The following is an 18,229-nucleotide window of genomic DNA, read 5'->3' on the forward strand; positions in this document are numbered from 1 at the left end:
CGTAGTGAGGTGGGTTCAGCGAGGTCCGCGCATGCGGGATCCGACGGCCGTTTCGACGACAGAGACGAGCTGGTATACGGCGACGCAGACGACGGTCAGGACCACAACCGAGGACCACAGGCGAGCGAATTGAAATTCGTTGGCGGCCTTGAGCATCTGACCGCCGAGACCTTCGCCGGTGGCGAGCCATTCGGCCAGCAACGCGCCGACCACCGAAGCGGTCACCGAGAGGCGGGCCGCCGTGAACCACGTGGGAATCGCATGCGGGAGGGCCACTTTGAAGAAGGTGGATAAGGTCGATCCGCCGAACGTGGTGACCATGTCGATCTCGGTACGAGGTGCGGATCGCACCCCCTGGAGCATGGTGAGCAGCGCGGGTACGACAACGATGGCCGCGCCGATGACGGCGGTGCCCAGTGCGCCGCGGCCGAAGATGAGCACCAGGATGGGGGTGACGGTGACCATCGGGATCGCGTGCAGCGCTGTCAGACTCGGGATGAACATCGTTTCGACGGTTCGGGAGAAGTAGAAGAGCAGTGATACACCGGCCGCGAGCGCCAGGCCGAGGATGTACCCGTATGACGCATCGGCGAGCGTACGCATCAGGTTGTGGGCGATATCGGAACGGTGGGCGGTGGCGTCCGATGCGGTGACCAGGTAGTTCCAGACATCGGCCGGTGACTTCGCCACGAACGGGCTCACGTTCACCAGGCGCAGGAATCCGGTCCAGACGATCACGATGGCGACGACCGCACCGACGAGAGTCGCCAGACTGCGAGCAAGGCCGCGGGTGAGGGTCCCACTCGGTTGTGGCATCGCGGTGCGGAGGGGTGCGGTAGCGACGGTAGTGCTCATGCTTTTGCTCCGGAGGTGCTTGCCGCCCACGGGGTGGCGATCTTCTCGACGGCGGCGACGAGGAGGAAGCCGGTTCCGGCGAGCAGGCTAGAGACGAGGGTGATGCCCCAGGTGCGGACGACGTCGCTGCCCTGTTGTGCGACGACGAGGGCCGCTCCGAGTCCGCGTTCGCGACCCATGAACTCGCCGATGACGGTCCCGAGGATCGCTGCGGGGACGGCGATCTTCAGGGATGTCAGTATGTTCGGGAGCGCCGAGAGCAGTTGGACCTTGCGCAGCACTAGATATTTGCCGCCGCCATAGGCGCGGACGAGATCTTCACTTGCGGAATCGGCTTGTCGCAGGCCGTTGATGGTCCCGACGAGGGTGGCGAAGAAGACCGAGACGGCGGCCATGATCACCGACGTCACAGGCCCGTTGAAGCAGGCGGCGAGGATCGGGGCGATGGCGATCAGCGGGATGCAGGCTGAGGCGATACCGACCTGCAGCACAAGCTTTTCCAACGCCGGCACAGTCATCACGAGCGCGGCGCAGGCGATCGCGGCGACGTTGCCCCAGAAATATCCGACCGTCGCCGAGGCCAGCGTGACGGGCACATGCAGGCCGTAGAAGGCCGTGCCGTCGGAAATCACGCCCCTGATGATCTCGACGGGTGCCGCGATGTCGGGTCCGAGGATTCCGGTCATACCGACGATCTGCCAGATGACGAGGACAATCAGTGAGCCGGCGACGCCGAGGAATCTGTTGCGGTTCATCGGTTCTGACCGCCTGCCGCGGCAAGGGTGGAGTCATCCTCGGGTGCGGAGCCGAACAGAATAGCGGAGAGCAGGTCGACGTACTCGTGGAATGCGCTGGTGCGCATCATATCCGGGGTGCGGGGTCGTGGCAGGTCGATCTTGACGACCTTCTTTACACTGCCGGGCCGCGCACTCATCACCACCACCGTGTCCGAGAGGAACACCGCTTCCGCGATACCGTGGGTGACCATCAATGTCGTTGCGGGCCGTTCGGTCCAGATGCGAAGAAGTTCGATGTTCAGGTTCTGTCGCGTCATATCGTCGAGGGCGCCGAAGGGTTCGTCGAGCAGCAGGACGCGGGGTTTGACGACCAGTGCGCGTGCGATCGCGACGCGCTGACGCATACCGCCGGAGAGCTGTGCGGGGCGGGCATTCTCGAATCCGGTGAGGCCGACGAGGTCGATCAATTCCTGAATGAACTCGTCGCTGACGGTCTGTTTGGCGACTTCGAGCGGAAGGCGGACGTTCGAGCGCACCGAGCGCCAAGGCAGCAACGCCGCGTCCTGGAACGCGATGCCCAGATGGTGATGCTTGCGCATCTCGTTCGGGGTCTCGCCGTGGACCAGTGCGAGTCCCGCCGTCTGGGGTTCGAGCCCGGCCAGGATGCGCAGGATGGTGCTCTTGCCGCACCCTGACGGGCCGAGAAGGGTGACGAACTCGCCCTTGTCGGAGTGGATGTCCACCCCGTCGAGAGCGGTCAGGTGCGAGCGACCCACGGTGAATTTCTTGGTGAGATTGCCGATATGGATCCCTGGTGCGGTAGGCGAGACCATGCGTTCTCCTTTAATCTGAAAGGAATCCACCTGCATCCGAGTTTGGATCCAAGCCTGGATCCAAAAGTTAGAGCCGTAATATTTCGTCCCGATGAACCGCGGATGCACCTCGGTTACGTTCTGCTCACCGCAGTCTGGAGCCAGCGACGCTGACTCAGAGATGCTCGTGACCTCATCCGATCACCACCGTTCGGGGAAGATGCCGTAGGCCCGATGCACGGCGACGCAACGGCTGACCCATCGAAGGAGTTCCATGACCGACACCGCCACTGCTGCTCGAGCCGATCTCTGTATCACCGACGCGTTGGTCGTCGATGACACCGCAGCGGTGCGATCGGTCGACATCTACGTCCGCGACGGATCGGTGGTTTCGATCTCGGATGCCGGACGCGACCGGGTGCCCGCCCGGAAGGTTGTCCATGCGGCAGGCGGGTTGACTCTGCCCGGTTTCGTGAACTCCCACTCTCATTCGTACGGCCCGCTGTGCCGCCACGAGGGTAAGAACCTGCCCCTCGAGCCGTGGATGATGCACGGGTGGGCATCCACGGTGGGACGCACTCGAGAGGAGGTCCGCCTCACCGCTCAACTGCAAGCCGTGGAGGCCCTGCGCACCGGCACCACCAGCATGCTTGACCAACTGGGGGGTGCGATCGAAGATCAAGAGGCCGCCCTCGACGCATACGAAGAGATCGGGATCCGAGCCCTCGTCGCTCCGATGATCGCCGATATCCGTCTGCCGGACACGGTCGGTGCCGCTCCATCGGTATGGCCCGCGAGCGCCCGCGCGGAAGACCCCGCACTCGATCAGCGATCCGCACGCGACCTCATCGATGCGACCGTCGCTTTGTACGATGGATGGACCTCACCGAGCGGGCGGACGGGTGTGATGTTCGGACCTTCCGCACCGCAGCGCTGCAGCGACGAGATGATGCGCGAGATCGCTGACATATCTCGGAGCAGAGGTATCCGGGTGCACACCCATCTTCTAGAGACGCGGGTACAGGCTGGCATTACGCCGCCGAAAGGTTTCGGCTCCTGGCTGGAACTGCTGGACGATCAGGGGCTGCTGTCCGCTCGCCTGAGTGCGGCTCACGGCGTCTGGGTCAGCCCTGCTGGCATCGAGTTGGCGGCAGGGCGGGCAGCCACCTTCGTGCATAACCCGCAGAGCAACCTTCAGCTCGGCAGTGGTGTTGCGGAGCTGACCGAATGGCGGCGCCAGGGGCTTTCAGTGGCCCTCGGTACCGACGGCGTCAACTGCGGTGGATCGATGGACATGGTCTCGTCGATGAGATTCGCTACGGTGCTGCATCGGCCTAGCCGGCACGACCCGAGCACCTGGGAGACGCCGCTCTCGGCGCTGCGGCTCGCGACTGCCGGTGCCACGGCGCTCGGCTTCGGCAGCGGGCGGCTCGAGGTCGGCGAGCCCGCGGACTTTTCGATCTTCCCGACCGATACCCCCGCCTATGCCTCGGGTGAGGATCCGCTCGCGACCCTTGTTCTCGGTGCGTGGGACCACTCGGCGCGCACCGTGGTCGTGGCCGGTCGCGTGGTCGTCGACGATGGCCGACTGACGACGATCGATGAGACCGCGCTGCTAGCGAGCGCACGGGAGGTTCGAGCCAAGCTCCTCGCCCGCAACTCCCATCTCGCTGAACTCGCGCGAGCCCAGGAACCGTTCTTGACCGAGTTGACGCGAACGGCGAAGGCGAATCGGTCGATAATGCCGTTCACAGGAGTATGAGAGAGCAGTCCGTTCGTCGTCGCGGCGTCCGCGAATCCTGGGTCGAGAAATCTGGCGAATCGGATCCGAAGGTGTTGAAAATCGCCCTCGAACCCGGTGTTCCAGGATGAGATCCACGTCTCTGGTGCCCCCAGTGCGCCGTCTATGCCATCGACGGCAGATGGTCGACGCGGTCCGATGATCAGGTCACCTTCCCAGTGCGAGTGCCCGGCAACGGTGCAATCCTCGACCTCTGTGGGTCGTTGGCTGATCATGATTTCGGGACTGACGAACTTCTTGCCGCGTCTACGTGCTCATCGCCGAGATTGCCGACGCGCAGACCCCGCCATGGGCCTGGCTTAACTCCTGGCCCCAGACCGTGACCATGTTGGCCGACGCCGGTGAGCAAGGAGGACGGGTCGAGGGATGTGGTTGTGGATTTGTTGCCGGGCGAAGGTTGCGATGTTGTTGATGGCGGTGCGGGCTTCGGGGAGCAGGTCTGATCCGACCTGGAATACGTGTGGTACGCGGTCCCAGATTTGCAGGGTGCACTGCACGTTGGTCTCGGCGCAGCGTTGTGCGAGCCGCTCGGCATCCGACAGTAGGACCTCGGTGGAGCCGACCTGGATCAGTACCGGTGGTAGGTCGGTGAAGTCTCCGTTGATAGGTGACCAGGCGGGGTCGAGTGTGCTGTCGCGTTGGAATCCCCAGCGTGCTAGGACGCCGAGAGCCTCCGTTGGTATGTAGGGGTCGCGTCCGGCGTTGGGGTGGGTGAGGCGGTGGGTGTTGTCGAGGTCGCCGAATGGTGACATGGCGACGATTCCCGCGGGCATCGGCAGTCCGTGTTGGCGTGCGGTCATGGCTGTCAGGAACGCGAGTCCGCCGCCCGCGGAGTCGCCTGCCAGGATGATTCGTTGGGCGGGGAAGCCTTCATCGAGCAGGTAGCGGTAGGCCATGACGCAGTCGTTGATCGTCTCGGTGATGTGTGCGTTAGGCAGTTGTCGGTAGGCGATATTGAGTACCGGCATGTCGGCGGCTTGCCCGATTTTGGCGGCGAGTCTGCGGTGGGTGTTGAGGCCGCAGGCGATGAAGGCACCGCCGTGGATGTAGAGGATCGCTGACTCGGCCTTGCGTATGGTGTCGAGATTACGACCATGCCATAGCCATTCGCCATGGAACATTGCTTTGAATGTGACGGGTATCCGTTGGGTGCCGCGTGGTGGTGCCAGTGGTACGGCGTAGCGGTCGATGTGGCTGGTGAATGCGAATATCGATCTGGTTGTGATCGGGCTGAGCTTGCCCGCCACCGTGAGTGCGGTCAGTGCCCACCGAAGCGGGGTCAGGGCGGTGGGGGCGAGCCGGGTTGCCAGACTTGCTGTACCGGGTGACTCGATCCGTACCGAACTCTTGGTGGCATCGTCACTTGTGACTGGGACGCTCACCTGGGGAACCCCGATCGTTGAATTCCGGTTGAGTGCTGAACCACGAGCACCTGTCTGGAGCGGACAGGCTGCTGGGAACGGGTTTCTGTCACGCTGGCCATTCCCGAGTGACGCTCGAGCGGACCGGGTTCGTGTGCTCCGGGTCGGCTGGCTCGACGAGGCGGCTGGACGTCGCCTTCGCCGTGCCGCAGGGAGAGACCATCCTCGATCACTGCTGCTGCTCCCGCGAACCCACGGTTTGACACCTACGGGTCCTGCCGGACCGACTGGGTGAGGTAACGCAGCCCGAACCGCGCGATCATTTACGAGCTACCGGAGCTACCGGTACCCCAGCCGCCGTGATGGCCCCAGCCGCCGAAACGGACCTGGTCGAAATGGCCGGCCACGGCCGTCGGCGCGGCGGCGCTCACTGCCGGTGGCGCCGGAAGGGGAGCGGCCGCGGCAGTCGGTGCGATAGCGACAGCTAACGCGGCAGCGCCCGCCGCCAATGCGGCTGTGATGGAGGTCAGTCTGATTCGCATGGCGGCTCTCCTTCGATGGCTCTATCTGTGAACGCGTTCCAGCATTGCGCTCGAGCGAACCCCATGTCATTGCCGCTGATACCCATCATTGCTCTCCGCTAGCTGGAATCCGTGCGTACCCGCCAGCATGCATCAGTCGGGTCCTGCTTGCCCGACCCGGAGGCGATGCTGAGCTTGGACTTCGTGTGGTCGACTATTCTGCCACCGATTGTGAAACGCTCGTGGTCATTGACTTCATCGACCACGCGATTATGTTGAAGCGGCATTCTTGAGAAGATCGCTGCCTGCGATGCAGTGTCACCGCGGTATCGGGACGACAGTGGCGATCGACCGACTTTCAACTCCTGGTGATACGGCCGCTGCGGCGGGCCGTGCCTCTGTAAACAATTTTCGAGAGCTGGATACGGAGAAAGTGAGGAAGATAGCGTGAAACTGCATTTCCGTAAGGAGCGACGCGGGCGGCGCGGGTTCCGCCACGCAGTCGCGGCACCGGCGGTGAGCAGAGCGCTGACCACGGTGGTTACGGTCCCGTTCGTGCTCGCGACGGTGCTCGCGGCTGCGGCGGTCGTTCCTGGCGCAGGGCTCCGGCGTTGTCGCCTAACTAGCCTGCGACCAAGGGTTTTGGGTGTTCGTCAGCAGGTGGAGGCCTCTGTTCGGTGAGAAGGCTGTCGTCCGGCAGGCCTCGGCGATGTTGGCGGCACCATCGATGCGGTGAAGGCTTATCGCCGTGTTTCGGAGCGTCGCGGCGACTTGCGGAGCGGTGCCGGTCCGCAGGGTGCTGCGGTCTTCGTCGTAGGTCACATCACGGACCCAGTGGATCGCATTCTCGATTCCCCAATGGTTTCGCAACCATTCGGCTAACTGTCGGGGTTTGGCTTGCTCGAAGGTGACACTGCAGATGGCGTATACGGTCTCGACCGTCAGTTTCCCGGTGGTGACCTGGACGCGTTCGCGGGTGATCTGCATGATCTGGCGGGCGTAGGGAAACCCGATCCCGCGCGGCACGCTCAGCACCTTCATGGTGCGGGTCTCGATCCTGCCGTGCGATGGCTTGGCGTCGGCGTCACGGTGGGCGATGGGGACCTCGGCCCACGGCTGGGCGATAATGCGAGCCAACAGCTTGGGCTGATTCGCCTTCACCGTCATCAAATAGTGCGACTTGAGCTGCCCGCAGATCAGTTTCGCCGTGGCGACCTGCGTGTGCATCGCATCGATCGTGGCGATGAGCCCGGTCCGGTTCATTGCCTTCAGAAGCTTTCGCACCGTGGGGATTTCGTTGGACTTCGCGGCGACTGCCAGCTGGCCGAGGACCAATCGCGCGTGGTGGGCGAAGATCGACACCAGGTGCGGTGCGCGGCCCCCGCCCAGGCGCGCCCCGCGCACGGTTTTGCCATCCAGGGCCACCGCCATCAGTCCGCCGGAGTCCGCGGCAGCGGCCACGGCGGCGAAATAGTCACCCAACCGGCGATCCAGATCCGCGGCGTCGAGTCTGGCGATGAGGGTTCGCAACGTCTTCTCGCTCGGGCGACGCACTCGGATGCCCAGTTCTGCCAACACTTCCGGTGGCGCGGTACGCACCCAGGTGGCGAACCCGGCCACCGACTGCATCCCCGCCGCCGTGGCCAGGATCATGATCGCCAGCAACCCCACCAACGGGTACCGGATTCCACGGGGATCACGCGGGTCGGGAACCGTCTTCAGCACCTCCAGCAAACACGGTGCGACCGTGTGGGTTTCCGGTTCGACGCGCCGTCGATCCAACACCTCCACAACGGGCTCGACAAGGGATACTGAACAGACGGACACGGGCGACTCCGGGGAAGATTCTGGCCTAAGGAACCTTCATCCTCCTCGAGCCACCCGTGTCCGCCTCGCATCCGAAACGGCGTGTCGCACAGCTAATTACCGCAGCTCACCGGCTTGCAGACCGACAACGCCGGAGCCCTGGTTCCTGGCGCCGGTCCCGCCGCTGCGAACACCTCGGCGGACACTCTTTACATCGCCGAAAACGCCAACGGTCGGGTGGTTTCGGTGCCAGCGGCCGGCGGCACACCTACCGCCCTGGCATCCGGCCTGAATCATCGTCCGTACGGGGTTGCGGTCGCAGGCCCCACCCTCTATCTCGCCGAAGCCGGCAGCGACACGATCGTTTCGGTGCCGACTTCCGGCGGCACGGCGACCCCGCTGAACATTCCTGGCTTGGTCGACCCTGTGGGTATTGCCGTTTCGGGCACCACTCTGTTTATCACCGAAAGCACTGGCACCGTGGTTTCAGTGCCGACGTCCGGCGGCATACCCACCACCCTGGCTGTCGGGCTACCCAACCCGCAGGGTATTGCCGTTTCCGGCACCACCCTCTACATCACCGGAAACGCGGCCAACGGCAGCGTGACTTCGCTGCCGACGTCTGGTGGCACACCCACCACCGTCGCCACCGGCCTGCTCAACCCGAGGGGTATTGCCGTTTCCGGGACTACCCTGTACATCACCGGGAGCATCGACAACGTCACCGGGAGCACCGGCAACGTGGTTTCCCTGCCGACCACCGGCGGCCCACCCATCACCTTGGCCACCATGAACGTTCCTGTGGGTATTGCCGTTTCCGGGACCACCCTTTACATCACCGAGAGCACCGGCAACGTGGTTTCCCTGCCGACCACCGGCGGCACACCCACCACCATCATCACCGGCCTGAGCGAGCCTACCGGTATAGCGGTGTAGCCTCGCGGCTCGGTAGCCAGGACCGATAGAACATCTACCCGCATTTTCGGATGCTGCAATGTCCGATTTATCTATACGCCGTGTAATCTGCGGCTCCGGTATAGGTGTCGAGATTGCCCGGAAGTCGCTCCAAGCCGCTTATTTTTGGATGTGAGCGTGGCGCCTTTCAGTTACCGAATCCGTTTATGAGCAGTCGCAAACCAGGCCCCATCACCTACCACGTGCCGTGGACTGATGTGTTTTCTTACCCGAGGGATTCGGGCCACATGTTCGGAGTCGAGCAGAAGTACGTATCGCCCGATCGTGGAGGTACACAATGAATCAAGCAAAGACGCATGATTCAGCCGAATTCCCCCGAGGGCCGTGCCCGCATTGTCGAGTAGCGCGCAAAGAACATCACCGTCGGCGTCCTCACGCGCACTTTCCGCGACATCCCTCGGCGCAGGCGAACTCCTCGGCGACTGATGGTCGTGTCTTCGGCCATGAGCATGCTCCTTCGCCAGGCGTGGATGGATGTGGAATGAGTCGGTGCCCGTTGCGCCGCCGGAGGTATGGCTGCCCGGCGGCGTGGCGGGCGAGGCGGCTCCTGAAGCCCGATCGGTTTATGAGTCGATGTCGATGTCGCGGTAGTCGCGGTCTCCGGCGGCGGGTAGCTCGAGGGCACGCCCGTCGGCTCGCGGGCCGGTGATCACGATCGTCATGGCGCCGTCATCGGGCTCGCGGTCGCGGTGTGAAAGTACCACATCACCGCCTGGGGCTGAAATGCGTTGTGCAGCAACAACACCTATGCTCCCGCAGGTTGGCTACCATGGAAGGGTGCGGATCGGAGTCGGGCTCTCCACTGCGCCCGAGGCGCGGCAGGCGGGCATGGAAGCTGCAGCGCACGCGCGCGATCAGCTCGCGGGCGAGACGCCGTCGCTTGCCGTGCTGCTCGCGTCACGGGCTCACACCGACGATGCCTCGGCTGTGCTCGCCGGTGTCCACCAGACGGTCCGGGTGCCCGCACTCGTCGGATGCGTGGCCCGGGCGGTCGTAGCGGGCCGCCGCGAGATCGAGGACGAGCCCGCGGTGGCGGTGTGGCTGGCATCCGGATTGCCCGCCGCCGCCGAGACATTCCAGCTGGACTTCGTCCGCACAGCGACCGGCGGGCTGCTCGCCGGCTACCGCTTCGACAAGGCCGCACGCGACTTCCATCTGCTGCTGCCGGACCCCTACTCGTTCCCAGCCGACCTGCTGCTCGAGCACTTGAACGCCGATCTGCCCGGCACCATCGTGATGGGCGGGTTGGTGAGCGGCGCGCAGGGTCCGGCAGGCAGCAGGCTGTTTCGCGACCGCGACGTGGCGACGTCCGGCGCGGTCGGCGTGCGGCTTCCCGGCCTTTGCGGTGTCCCGATCGTGTCGCAGGGCTGCCGGCCGATCGGGTACCCGTATATCGTCACCAGCGCGCGTGGCGCGCTGATCACCGAGCTCGGCGGTCGGCCGCCGATCGAACGGTTGCGGGAGGTCGTCGACGTGCTGCCACTCGATCAGCAGGAACTGCTGACCCACGGCCTGCAGATCGGAATCGTGGTCGACGAGCATCTGGCAGCGCCCGGGCAGGGCGATTTCCTGATCCGTGGCCTCCTCGGTGCCGACCCGTTGAGCGGCGCGATCGAGATCGGCGAGGTCGTCGAGGTCGGCACGACCGTGCAGTTCCAGGTCCGCGACGCGGTGGGAGCGGACCAAGATCTGCGTGCGGCCCTCGCGCGTGCGAGTTCGGACCTGCCAGGGCGCCCGGCCGGTGCATTGCTGTTCACGTGCAACGGACGCGGCCGGCGGATGTTCGGGGTCGCGGATCACGACGCCGCGACGATCGAGGACTTGCTCGGCGGCATTCCGCTTGCGGGTTTCTTCGCCGCCGGCGAGATCGGTCCGATCGCGGGCCGCAATGCGCTGCACGGATTCACGGCATCGATGGCGCTGTTCGTCGAATGAGCGTCGACATCCGGGTCTACGCCGAGCTGAACGACTTCCTACGGCCCGACGAGCGATACACGGTGCTGCACCGGCCGGTCCGCCCGCACCAGACCGTGAAGGACGTCGTCGAGTCCGCCGGCATCCCGCACACCGAGGTCGACCTGGTTCTGGTCAACGGGCAACCGGTGGACTTCGACCTTCACCCGCGGGCCGGCGATCGCATCACCGCGTATCCCGTGTTCGAGACCCTGGACATCGGCCGGGTTACCAGGGTGCGCCCAGGCCCGCTGCGCGAGCCGCGCTTCGTCGCCGACGTCAATCTCGGCGGCCTCGCCAAGCTGATGCGGCTGATGGGCCTGGACGTTCACTGTCGGTGGGACGCTGACGACGCCGGGCTCGCCGAGGTGTCGGCTGGCGAGCACCGGATCCTGCTCACCCGCGACCGCGGACTGCTGAAGCGGCGCAACGTCACTCACGGTGTATATATCCGGTCAGACCGGCCGGTCGATCAGGTCGTCGAGGTGATCCGGCGGCTCGACCTCGTCGAGTGCCTGGCGCCGTTCACCCGGTGCCTGCGCTGCGGCGGCGCAGTCGTCGCGGTCGCCAAAGCCGAGGTCGAAGATCGGCTGGAACCGCTCACCCGCCGCTATTACGACACGTTCCGGCAGTGCCGGGACTGTGGGCGGGTCTACTGGCCGGGCTCGCATAAGATCCGGCTCAACGCGACCGTGGAGGCGATCCGCGCCGGGCTGAATCAATTCTGACCCAGTGCGCCGAGCAGGCTCTGGTGGACGCCTTTTGGCGGATTATTCGCCAAGGAAAATCACGTGTGCGGTCGCCGTGCTGAGGCAACGATCCCAATTTGATTGCCCACGGTGTTTTCCGCATTGGTTCGGTCCTCGAGGCACAGCACCGCTTGTGGCACACCCAGTGGGCGGTGATGCCATGCGTGATGATCCATGGCAGCTGCTGTGCCAGCCGCGTCCACGGAGATCGCGACGCCGGGCGGAATCACCGGCTCGTCGGGCAAGTCCCCAGCGCGGTGACCGTTGAGCAGGCACAGGAATCGGCGCGCTCGACGCTGCTGGGATCCTGTCCGCCCTGAAACGGACCGCCGGCGATCTCGATCCCTTCGTCTGGTTGACGCTCACCGGCTACGTCAACGCCGATCCAGGATTCGCCTACACCACCCTCGTGCTGAACCCCGCCTCCGAATTGATGGTTAGTGGCCACGTCGCACGGTGCCGTCAGCGGTCGGGTCGCGAGGGTGCGGCTGTCTGGACTGAACACCAGGCTCTGGACTACGTCGGAGGTATCGATGGGTCGCCGACTTGGCGGGAGCTGGACATATCCCACAGGAGCACACGGTTACTTTGCCCGGTTGCTACTGTCCGGTTGTCTGAACTGAGTGCCACACTACTGAATTCGGCCCACCGCCGGCCTCGAGCCTTCCCAATCCGGGGAGGTTCCGCGTATCTGAGTGAAAATCGACCGCACCACACTCTGCTCTCGCGTACTCGTGAGAGCACGGTGTTGGCGCAGGCCAGCGCACTCGGCAAGACCTAACCGCCGTAACGACATGCAGGAGACATCTGTGAGTCAGCCGCCGCGGATCGATCCGGTCGAATTGCGCGCGATGGTGTCGTCGCTGGAACGCCTCATCGCCAAGGCCTCCCGAACGGTCACCGAGTTGAAGGCCGCCATCGCCTCAGCGGAGGGGCACCCGGACAGCAACCGTCGCGATCGTCACGCCGAGAAGCCTATTCCGGCGCAACCGACCACGGCGCCCGATCCGGAAATCGTTCCGGAACAACGCATCGCCGTCGGCCGCAAGCCGGGGCCTACCCCGTGGTCTCGAAGACCGGCGGCCACACCGTGGTCGAAGCGCCGCAGCGTGCCGCCCGTGCCTGCGCCCGGCGCTCCGGCCCGCGTATCCGCGCCACCTTCGCCAGGCATCGCTCCGACCACGGAGCATTCGTCGCCCGCACTGCAGCGGACTGCGCCTCGCCCGCCGGAGTCGGAGGCCGCTCGACAGCAGACCGACATCAACACCGGTTCCGAGATCACCCGGATTGTAGGGGAATTGGCGACTCGGCATGACCTGGAGGTCATCGGATTCGACGACGGGGGTATCGACGTCCATGCCGTTCGCGAGATCGCCTCCGCTCTCGATGACCTGCTCGCCAAGTACCCGATTCCGCTGTGCGGCATCGAGATCACCGAACGGCGCGATGGCGCGTCCTCTCGCCCGGTGCGGGACCGCCCCTCAGAAGCTGGGCGATCGGACGCACCGGCGTTGTGGATCGTTCTCGACGGAGCCGCCTTGACGAACCTGGTCCCGCCAGGCGGGGTCACTCGGGAAACCCGGAGGAGAGGGCGTAGACGCGGGGCCACCGAACAGTCGGTGTACACGGCGATCGTTCGCGAATTCGCCGGCGCACTCGACATCGCGGGCGGCTTCCGCGCGCGACAAGAAGCGTGGCGAACGCTGATCGACGCGTCCCTCCGTAGCGGCGGACGCGTCGATCATGGTCCGCTGGAGCCCGGCCAGGCGTTGGTCGAGGCGTTCACCGAGGTGGTGCTACGTGGCGACCGCGCTGGAAAGCTGGCGAAGGTACTGCACGGAATGTTGGTGAAAATGGCGCGGGCCGATTGCTCGGATCTGTCCGCCTGACTGTGATTGTGGTGCGGCGAAGTGGTCGTCGGGCGAGAAAGGTGGTGACGGACGCCGGGCGAACCGCTCGAACTCGGCCTGCGCTTGGCCTTGTGTACCGCACCGTTCGGTGAGCAGTCCCGGAATATCGGACTGAATGTCGTGAGCAGGTCCGGCAGTCCGAGCACGTTCGGGCCGCGCTCGGTCGAGCACGGCGCGGATGAATCGGTCGTCCACGAGTTCGCGGTGCACCTCGGCTGGATCAAGGCGCGAGACGACTCGACGAGCGCGGCGGTGAAACTTGAACGGGAAAGGATTCCACCGGAGCACCACAGCCGGAATCGGCTGCGTCATTGTGGAATCCCAACGGGATACGCCACCACCTCCTGGGCGCGAATCAATCTGACCGTGACCTGACCTCGGGCAGTCACGCCATCGCCTGAATCGGCGAACCGATGCTCTGTCTTCGAGCACCAAGAAGATCAATTGCTGCTGGGTGGTTTGACCACAGTGCGGCGGTGCTACTGCCGACATCGCACCTCGCAAATCACGATCGAGATTCCCGGCGGGACGAAGATCGCGGCGCAGGATATTTTGGTTGATGACCTCGAACGGATTATTCGGAACGGGTGTGGTCCGGCTCGGTTGTGCGCTGGTCGGCGGCCAGTGACCGGTCGGCTCGGCCGCCACTATGTCGGGGCCAACTTCTTCATGTACCTCAAGGATCCGGGACGGTCGAAGGCGCCAAAGGACTGTTCAATCGGGGTCCGCTGCTGCCCCTGTCGTTCCTGGTCCGGAAGACCTCGCTGCACTCATGGCCGGAGCGCACGGCGCCGGCTAAGGCAGTGCCGGGTTGCTCAGTTGCTCGGCGCAGGTGCGCAGCCAGGCCATGATGATCCCGACATGATCGGGGTCGGTCCGGGCGACGAGCAGGTTCTCGAACTCCTGCACCTGCGCGGAAGCCGCGGCGAGCCGCTTCTTCCCCATGCTGGTGAGCACGTTCCCACGGGCGCGCTGCTCGGGGGACGGCGCGGCGCGGTCGATGAGTCCGGCCTGGCTCAGGGCGTCGAGCATCCGCAGCATCGTGGGCGGGTGCGATCCCAGCTCTCACTCTGCAATGCGGGGCTTCAGTCAGCACGGTCAGGCACGACGAAGGCGATCCCGCTCGAGAGAGAAACGAGGGTCCAAGTAGGACCATCCGTGATGAGAACCTCATCAGGGTGAATAGGTGCGTCGATGTTGTGCTGAATCCGGTCGAGCAACCTTCCGAGGGTGGCGATCTCGGGGACAAGGCTTACGGTGCCTGTTCCGGGTTCTGACCCATGCCTCGATCGACGCCTCGTCCTTCGAGGTTGTCGACCCAAGCTCTGGCATGTGGAGGTAGATCGTCGACGTGTGCGGCGCGCCGAAAATCGTTGCCACGCAAATGTCGTCGGCGGTACGGCTAGCCAGCGGCCAGCCCGGATCGCCGCGCTACATCAAGATCACCGTCGGCTCCATGCGTCGCGGCTGGCCGCCACAGCACCCAGGTACTGTCGACAATCAGCGCCGTGGCCTGCGTGCACGGCCGCCAGGAATGCGGCGTGTTCGCAGGTGATGCCGGGGTCGGGCGTGCGGGTGCAGTCGCGGCCGTTGATCAACCACAGGTCCCGCTGGTCCGCGGACGGTATGTACACCAATGCCTCCTGGTATTCGAGCGCGCCCGGAGCGACGGTGCCTACCCCCGACCCCGAGGGGTGGACCGTGAGGGATCAGGACCGTGCAGCCGTAGGGCGATCTGCACCTGTTCTAGATTCGCTCTCCCGCGAACCCGTGTCGTCACCGCTGACACCCATCCGCGGTCCGGCCAGCTGGAATATGTGCTTACCTGTCAGCAGCCAGGGGCGCTGCCGGCCCGGTTTCGGGGTGCCGGTGCCGGTCGCGGACCGGCGGACCGGCGCCCGCGCGGCACCAATCGCGCTGCTGCAAAAGAGCGTTGTCGGCCATGGTCGTGCGCCCCGCCAATCTGTAGCCGGATGTAGCCGGATCCGCGTCGTCGCCGAGCGGCTGCGCGCGAATCCGGCGCCGGGCAGGAGTGGCGAAGGCAGGCGCTGGCTCGCCGACGCCGACGAGAAGCGAGTCGGCTCGGCGCCGCTCGCGGTTCGGGCGCCCCGCCGCGAGCTGAATTCTCGCGCTACCGCTGCCCGGTACGCGCCCACTACCCCGGGTCGGCTACCCCACCCGCACCGCGCCAACGGATGTGCGGTGGCCGTCGTGTGCGGAGTCCGTGGCGGCCACCGATAGACAGTGGCAGCAAAGTAGTGGAGTGAACAACCGGTCGACACGTTCGATCTGTGGGACCGCGACGGCGACGACCTCGTCTCGGTGGAGGAGTTCGAATCCCTCATCCGCCATGTCGGCGAGGGCCGCATCGACGAACCGGCCGACGCGCTGCTGGCCGCCGCCGACACCGCGACGGCTACCTCTCGCTCCCGGAATTCCCCTCACTGCTGGACTTTCTCTCCCGTTAGCCGGCCCGCGGAACGGGACGGCCCGCGCTCAGGTCGCGCTGGGCGCGGCGACGATCTGCTGACGGAGGCGTTGCACGGCGTCGTCCATGTGCTCGACGAGCACCGCCCTGGCCCGGTCGGGCGTGGCGGTGGCGATTGCTTCGCGCAGGTCGACGTGTTCGCGGGCCTGTTCGCGGAGGTCGGGATAGGTGGTCTGCAAGGCGCCAAGGCACATTCGGGTCTCGATCAGCAGGGTGCGGGCGGCACGGACCAGCCGGGGGCTGGCCGCGCTCTCGACCAGGGCCTCGTGGAAGGCCTGGTCGGCGTCGGAGACGCCGACCGCGTCACCGCGTGCGGCGTGCGCGACCATCTCCTCGACGCTCGGCCCGAGGGCCTCGTAGGCGATGGGGCGGCGACCGTCCAGGATCAGCTCGAGCGCGCCACCCTCCAGCGCCGCCCTGGCCCGGTAGATGTCGATGACGTCGTCGAGTGTCAGTTCGATGACGAAGATGCCGCGGTGGCGGATGCTGTGCAGCAGGCCCTCGGACACCAGGCGCTGCATCGCCTCGCGGAGCGGCCCGCGCGACACCGCGAACTGCGCGGCCAGGTCGGCCTCGCCGAGCTGCGCGCCGGGGGCGAGGCTGCCGCGCATGATCGCCTCGCGGAGCCGGTCGGCGATCATCTCCGCGGTCGACTGCCGGTTCACCGGCCCGAAATCAACGACGGACATCGGTCTGCCTTTCGGCGAACAGGGCGCCGAGCCCGGGGACGATCGGCTCGGCGCCGGCCAACCGCAGGCCCGCCCAGATCGTGACCTGGTTGGCCGTCAGCACCGGTTTGCCCAGCGTAGCCTCCAGTTCCGGCAGTACCGCCAAGGTGTGCATGGCGGTGTCCGGGATCAGCAGCGCCTGCGCGTCGGGGTGGTCGTTGTCCGCGGCGAGCCGCAGCACGTCGGCGCGGGTGAGCGTGCCGACCTCGGCTGCGGTGTCGATGCCCGCGCTCGACATCGAGACGACCTCGATGCCCGCGTCGGCGAGGAACTCGACGAACAGCCGCGCGACCTCGTCGGGATAGCTGGCGGCGACGGCGACGGTGCGCAGCCCGAGCGCGTGCACAGCGTCGGCGAACGCGATGCTGGTGCTGGTCGCGGGCACGCCGGCGACCTCGGCCAGCGCGCGCGCCTGGTCGCGGGCGCCCGCGGGGCCGTAGACGAAACTGCCCGAGGTGCAGGCCCAGACGACCGCGTCGGGCCGGTGCTGTGCGAGCAGCGCGGCGCCGCCGCGCAACTTCTCCGGGCTGCCCAGGTCGAGTAGCTCGGGGACGGCGTGCAGATCAGTGCCGTAGATGTGGGCCACCGGAAGGCGCGCGCCCAGCGCCGCCGCGGCAAAGGGGTAGTCGGCCTCGGCCGCGTGGTCGGGGTAGATGAAGCCGACGGTAGGTGCCTGCATTCGGGGTTCTTCCTTCAGAAAACGTTGAGTAGCCACTTGCCCGGACCCATCATCGGCAGCTTCATCCGGCCGAGGCACGCCCACATGGTGAGCTGGTTGGCAGTGAGCACCGGTTTGCCGAGTGCCTGTTCGAGCGGCTCGATGACGTCGTAGGTCGGCAAATTCGTACAGCTGACGAAGATGGCCTGGGCCTCCTGATCGTCGGCGCCGAGGATCCGCTCGGCGATGGTGCGGTAACTGACCTTCCAGATGCCGCCGCCGAGCCCGAGATGATCGGAGCGAACCACCGAGCATCCCGCCTCGGCCAGGAAGTCGTGCAGCTTGTGGGTGAGGATCTCGTCATAGGGAGTGAGGACGGAGATCTTGGTGAGATCCAGGTGGCGGATCGCCTCCAGCAGCGCGCCCGAGGTGGTCACCGCGTCCTGGGCGCCCGCCACGCAGATGGTGTCGCGCAACGACCTCTCGTGGGCGAGGCCCTTGATGAAGCTGCCCGAGGTGCATAGGTAGGCGACCACCTCCGGTTCAACGTGCAGCACATTGCGGGTGGCCGCGGTCAGGTGTGCCGCGTCGGACACCAGCTCGGCCATCTCCAACGACACCGGGACCGGTTCGTAGGGGGTGCGGGCCAGGTGCAGGCTCACCTCCAGTGGTGCCCAACGCCAGAGCTCCCGTTCTAGTGCGAGGTCGAACGGGGCGATGATCCCGATACCCCGTTGCGCAACGGGGCCCTCGATGTCGGGAAAACTCAGGTCCATACGGCCCCTCTCGCGCTCAGCCGGGACGACCTCCGAACACGATCGGATTGTTGACAATCATACGATGTGATCTTAGTGTGTCAATGTGGAACAGGGCCC

General features: G+C 65.7%; 18 protein-coding genes. 7 read left to right on the forward strand and 11 right to left on the reverse strand.

Features of this window, described 5'->3' with window-relative positions:
• Positions 1–15 precede the first annotated feature (15 nt).
• From ACV7NQ_RS36490 to ACV7NQ_RS36500, 3 genes are read right to left on the reverse strand one after another with little or no spacing between them, the layout of a single operon-like run.
• A complete protein-coding gene (locus ACV7NQ_RS36490; protein ID WP_463363714.1) occupies positions 16–855 on the reverse strand; it encodes an ABC transporter permease in 840 nt (279 codons plus the stop codon).
• The gene (locus ACV7NQ_RS36495; RefSeq protein ID WP_463363715.1) at positions 852–1,610 is read right to left on the reverse strand and encodes an ABC transporter permease; all 759 of its coding nucleotides are present in this window, start codon (positions 1,608–1,610) and stop codon (positions 852–854) included. Before ACV7NQ_RS36495 ends, ACV7NQ_RS36490 begins: the two co-directional genes overlap by 4 nt.
• Entirely contained in the window at positions 1,607–2,425 is an 819-nt protein-coding gene (locus tag ACV7NQ_RS36500; protein ID WP_463363716.1) for an ABC transporter ATP-binding protein, read from the reverse strand. Before ACV7NQ_RS36500 ends, ACV7NQ_RS36495 begins: the two co-directional genes overlap by 4 nt.
• Before the next feature lie 253 nt (positions 2,426–2,678).
• Here ACV7NQ_RS36500 and ACV7NQ_RS36505 point away from each other — a divergent pair, with 253 nt between their 5' ends.
• Positions 2,679–4,166 (forward strand): amidohydrolase family protein, encoded by a 1,488-nt coding sequence (locus ACV7NQ_RS36505; protein WP_463363717.1) that lies wholly within the window; start codon positions 2,679–2,681, stop codon positions 4,164–4,166.
• 338 nt (positions 4,167–4,504) lie between these two features.
• Here ACV7NQ_RS36505 and ACV7NQ_RS36510 read toward each other — a convergent pair whose 3' ends face one another.
• The 3 genes from ACV7NQ_RS36510 to ACV7NQ_RS36520 form a co-directional block, all read right to left on the reverse strand.
• Positions 4,505–5,587: an alpha/beta hydrolase gene (locus ACV7NQ_RS36510; RefSeq protein ID WP_463363718.1), complete on the reverse strand. Its 1,083-nt coding sequence runs from the start codon at positions 5,585–5,587 to the stop codon at positions 4,505–4,507.
• A 302-nt stretch (positions 5,588–5,889) separates the two neighbouring features.
• A complete protein-coding gene (locus ACV7NQ_RS36515) occupies positions 5,890–6,108 on the reverse strand; it encodes a hypothetical protein (RefSeq protein ID WP_463363719.1) in 219 nt (72 codons plus the stop codon).
• A gap of 597 nt (positions 6,109–6,705) precedes the next feature.
• Positions 6,706–7,914: an ISAs1 family transposase gene (locus tag ACV7NQ_RS36520; protein WP_463358437.1), complete on the reverse strand. Its 1,209-nt coding sequence runs from the start codon at positions 7,912–7,914 to the stop codon at positions 6,706–6,708.
• Positions 7,915–8,028: 114 nt separating this feature from the next.
• Here ACV7NQ_RS36520 and ACV7NQ_RS36525 point away from each other — a divergent pair, with 114 nt between their 5' ends.
• From ACV7NQ_RS36525 to ACV7NQ_RS36545, 5 genes are all read left to right on the forward strand, one after another.
• Complete coding sequence (locus ACV7NQ_RS36525; protein WP_463363720.1) at positions 8,029–8,829, forward strand: NHL repeat-containing protein; 801 nt, start codon at positions 8,029–8,031, stop codon at positions 8,827–8,829.
• Between the two features lie 816 nt (positions 8,830–9,645).
• Positions 9,646–10,803: an FIST signal transduction protein gene (locus ACV7NQ_RS36530; protein WP_463363721.1), complete on the forward strand. Its 1,158-nt coding sequence runs from the start codon at positions 9,646–9,648 to the stop codon at positions 10,801–10,803.
• Positions 10,800–11,549 carry a Mut7-C RNAse domain-containing protein gene (locus ACV7NQ_RS36535; protein WP_463363722.1) on the forward strand — a complete coding sequence of 250 codons (750 nt, stop codon included), beginning with the start codon at positions 10,800–10,802 and terminating at the stop codon, positions 11,547–11,549. The genes ACV7NQ_RS36530 and ACV7NQ_RS36535 overlap by 4 nt, the downstream gene beginning before the upstream one ends.
• 830 nt (positions 11,550–12,379) lie before the next feature.
• A complete protein-coding gene (locus tag ACV7NQ_RS36540) occupies positions 12,380–13,459 on the forward strand; it encodes a hypothetical protein (RefSeq protein ID WP_463363723.1) in 1,080 nt (359 codons plus the stop codon).
• Between the two features lie 141 nt (positions 13,460–13,600).
• Positions 13,601–13,855 (forward strand): hypothetical protein, encoded by a 255-nt coding sequence (locus ACV7NQ_RS36545; protein ID WP_463363724.1) that lies wholly within the window; start codon positions 13,601–13,603, stop codon positions 13,853–13,855.
• A gap of 420 nt (positions 13,856–14,275) precedes the next feature.
• On the opposite strand, the gene ACV7NQ_RS36550 is transcribed toward ACV7NQ_RS36545, so the two are convergent.
• Together ACV7NQ_RS36550 and ACV7NQ_RS36555 are read right to left on the reverse strand one after the other, a co-directional pair.
• Entirely contained in the window at positions 14,276–14,512 is a 237-nt protein-coding gene (locus ACV7NQ_RS36550; RefSeq protein WP_463363725.1) for a hypothetical protein, read from the reverse strand.
• Positions 14,513–14,922: 410 nt separating this feature from the next.
• On the reverse strand, positions 14,923–15,114 hold the full coding sequence (locus tag ACV7NQ_RS36555; RefSeq protein ID WP_463363726.1) for a hypothetical protein: 192 nt from the start codon (positions 15,112–15,114) through the stop codon (positions 14,923–14,925).
• A gap of 229 nt (positions 15,115–15,343) precedes the next feature.
• On the opposite strand from ACV7NQ_RS36555, the gene ACV7NQ_RS36560 reads away from it, so the two are divergent.
• Positions 15,344–15,721 carry a hypothetical protein gene (locus tag ACV7NQ_RS36560; protein WP_463363727.1) on the forward strand — a complete coding sequence of 126 codons (378 nt, stop codon included), beginning with the start codon at positions 15,344–15,346 and terminating at the stop codon, positions 15,719–15,721.
• A gap of 255 nt (positions 15,722–15,976) precedes the next feature.
• Here ACV7NQ_RS36560 and ACV7NQ_RS36565 read toward each other — a convergent pair whose 3' ends face one another.
• From ACV7NQ_RS36565 to ACV7NQ_RS36575, 3 genes are read right to left on the reverse strand one after another with little or no spacing between them, the layout of a single operon-like run.
• On the reverse strand, positions 15,977–16,657 hold the full coding sequence (locus ACV7NQ_RS36565; protein WP_463363728.1) for a GntR family transcriptional regulator: 681 nt from the start codon (positions 16,655–16,657) through the stop codon (positions 15,977–15,979).
• Positions 16,644–17,375, reverse strand: coding sequence for a maleate cis-trans isomerase family protein (locus tag ACV7NQ_RS36570; RefSeq protein WP_463363729.1), 732 nt, complete (start codon positions 17,373–17,375; stop codon positions 16,644–16,646). Before ACV7NQ_RS36570 ends, ACV7NQ_RS36565 begins: the two co-directional genes overlap by 14 nt.
• 14 nt (positions 17,376–17,389) lie before the next feature.
• Entirely contained in the window at positions 17,390–18,130 is a 741-nt protein-coding gene (locus ACV7NQ_RS36575; RefSeq protein WP_463363730.1) for a maleate cis-trans isomerase family protein, read from the reverse strand.
• Between the last annotated feature and the right edge of the window lie 99 nt (positions 18,131–18,229).

This window comes from Nocardia sp. Tas62D01 (assembly GCF_055232035.1).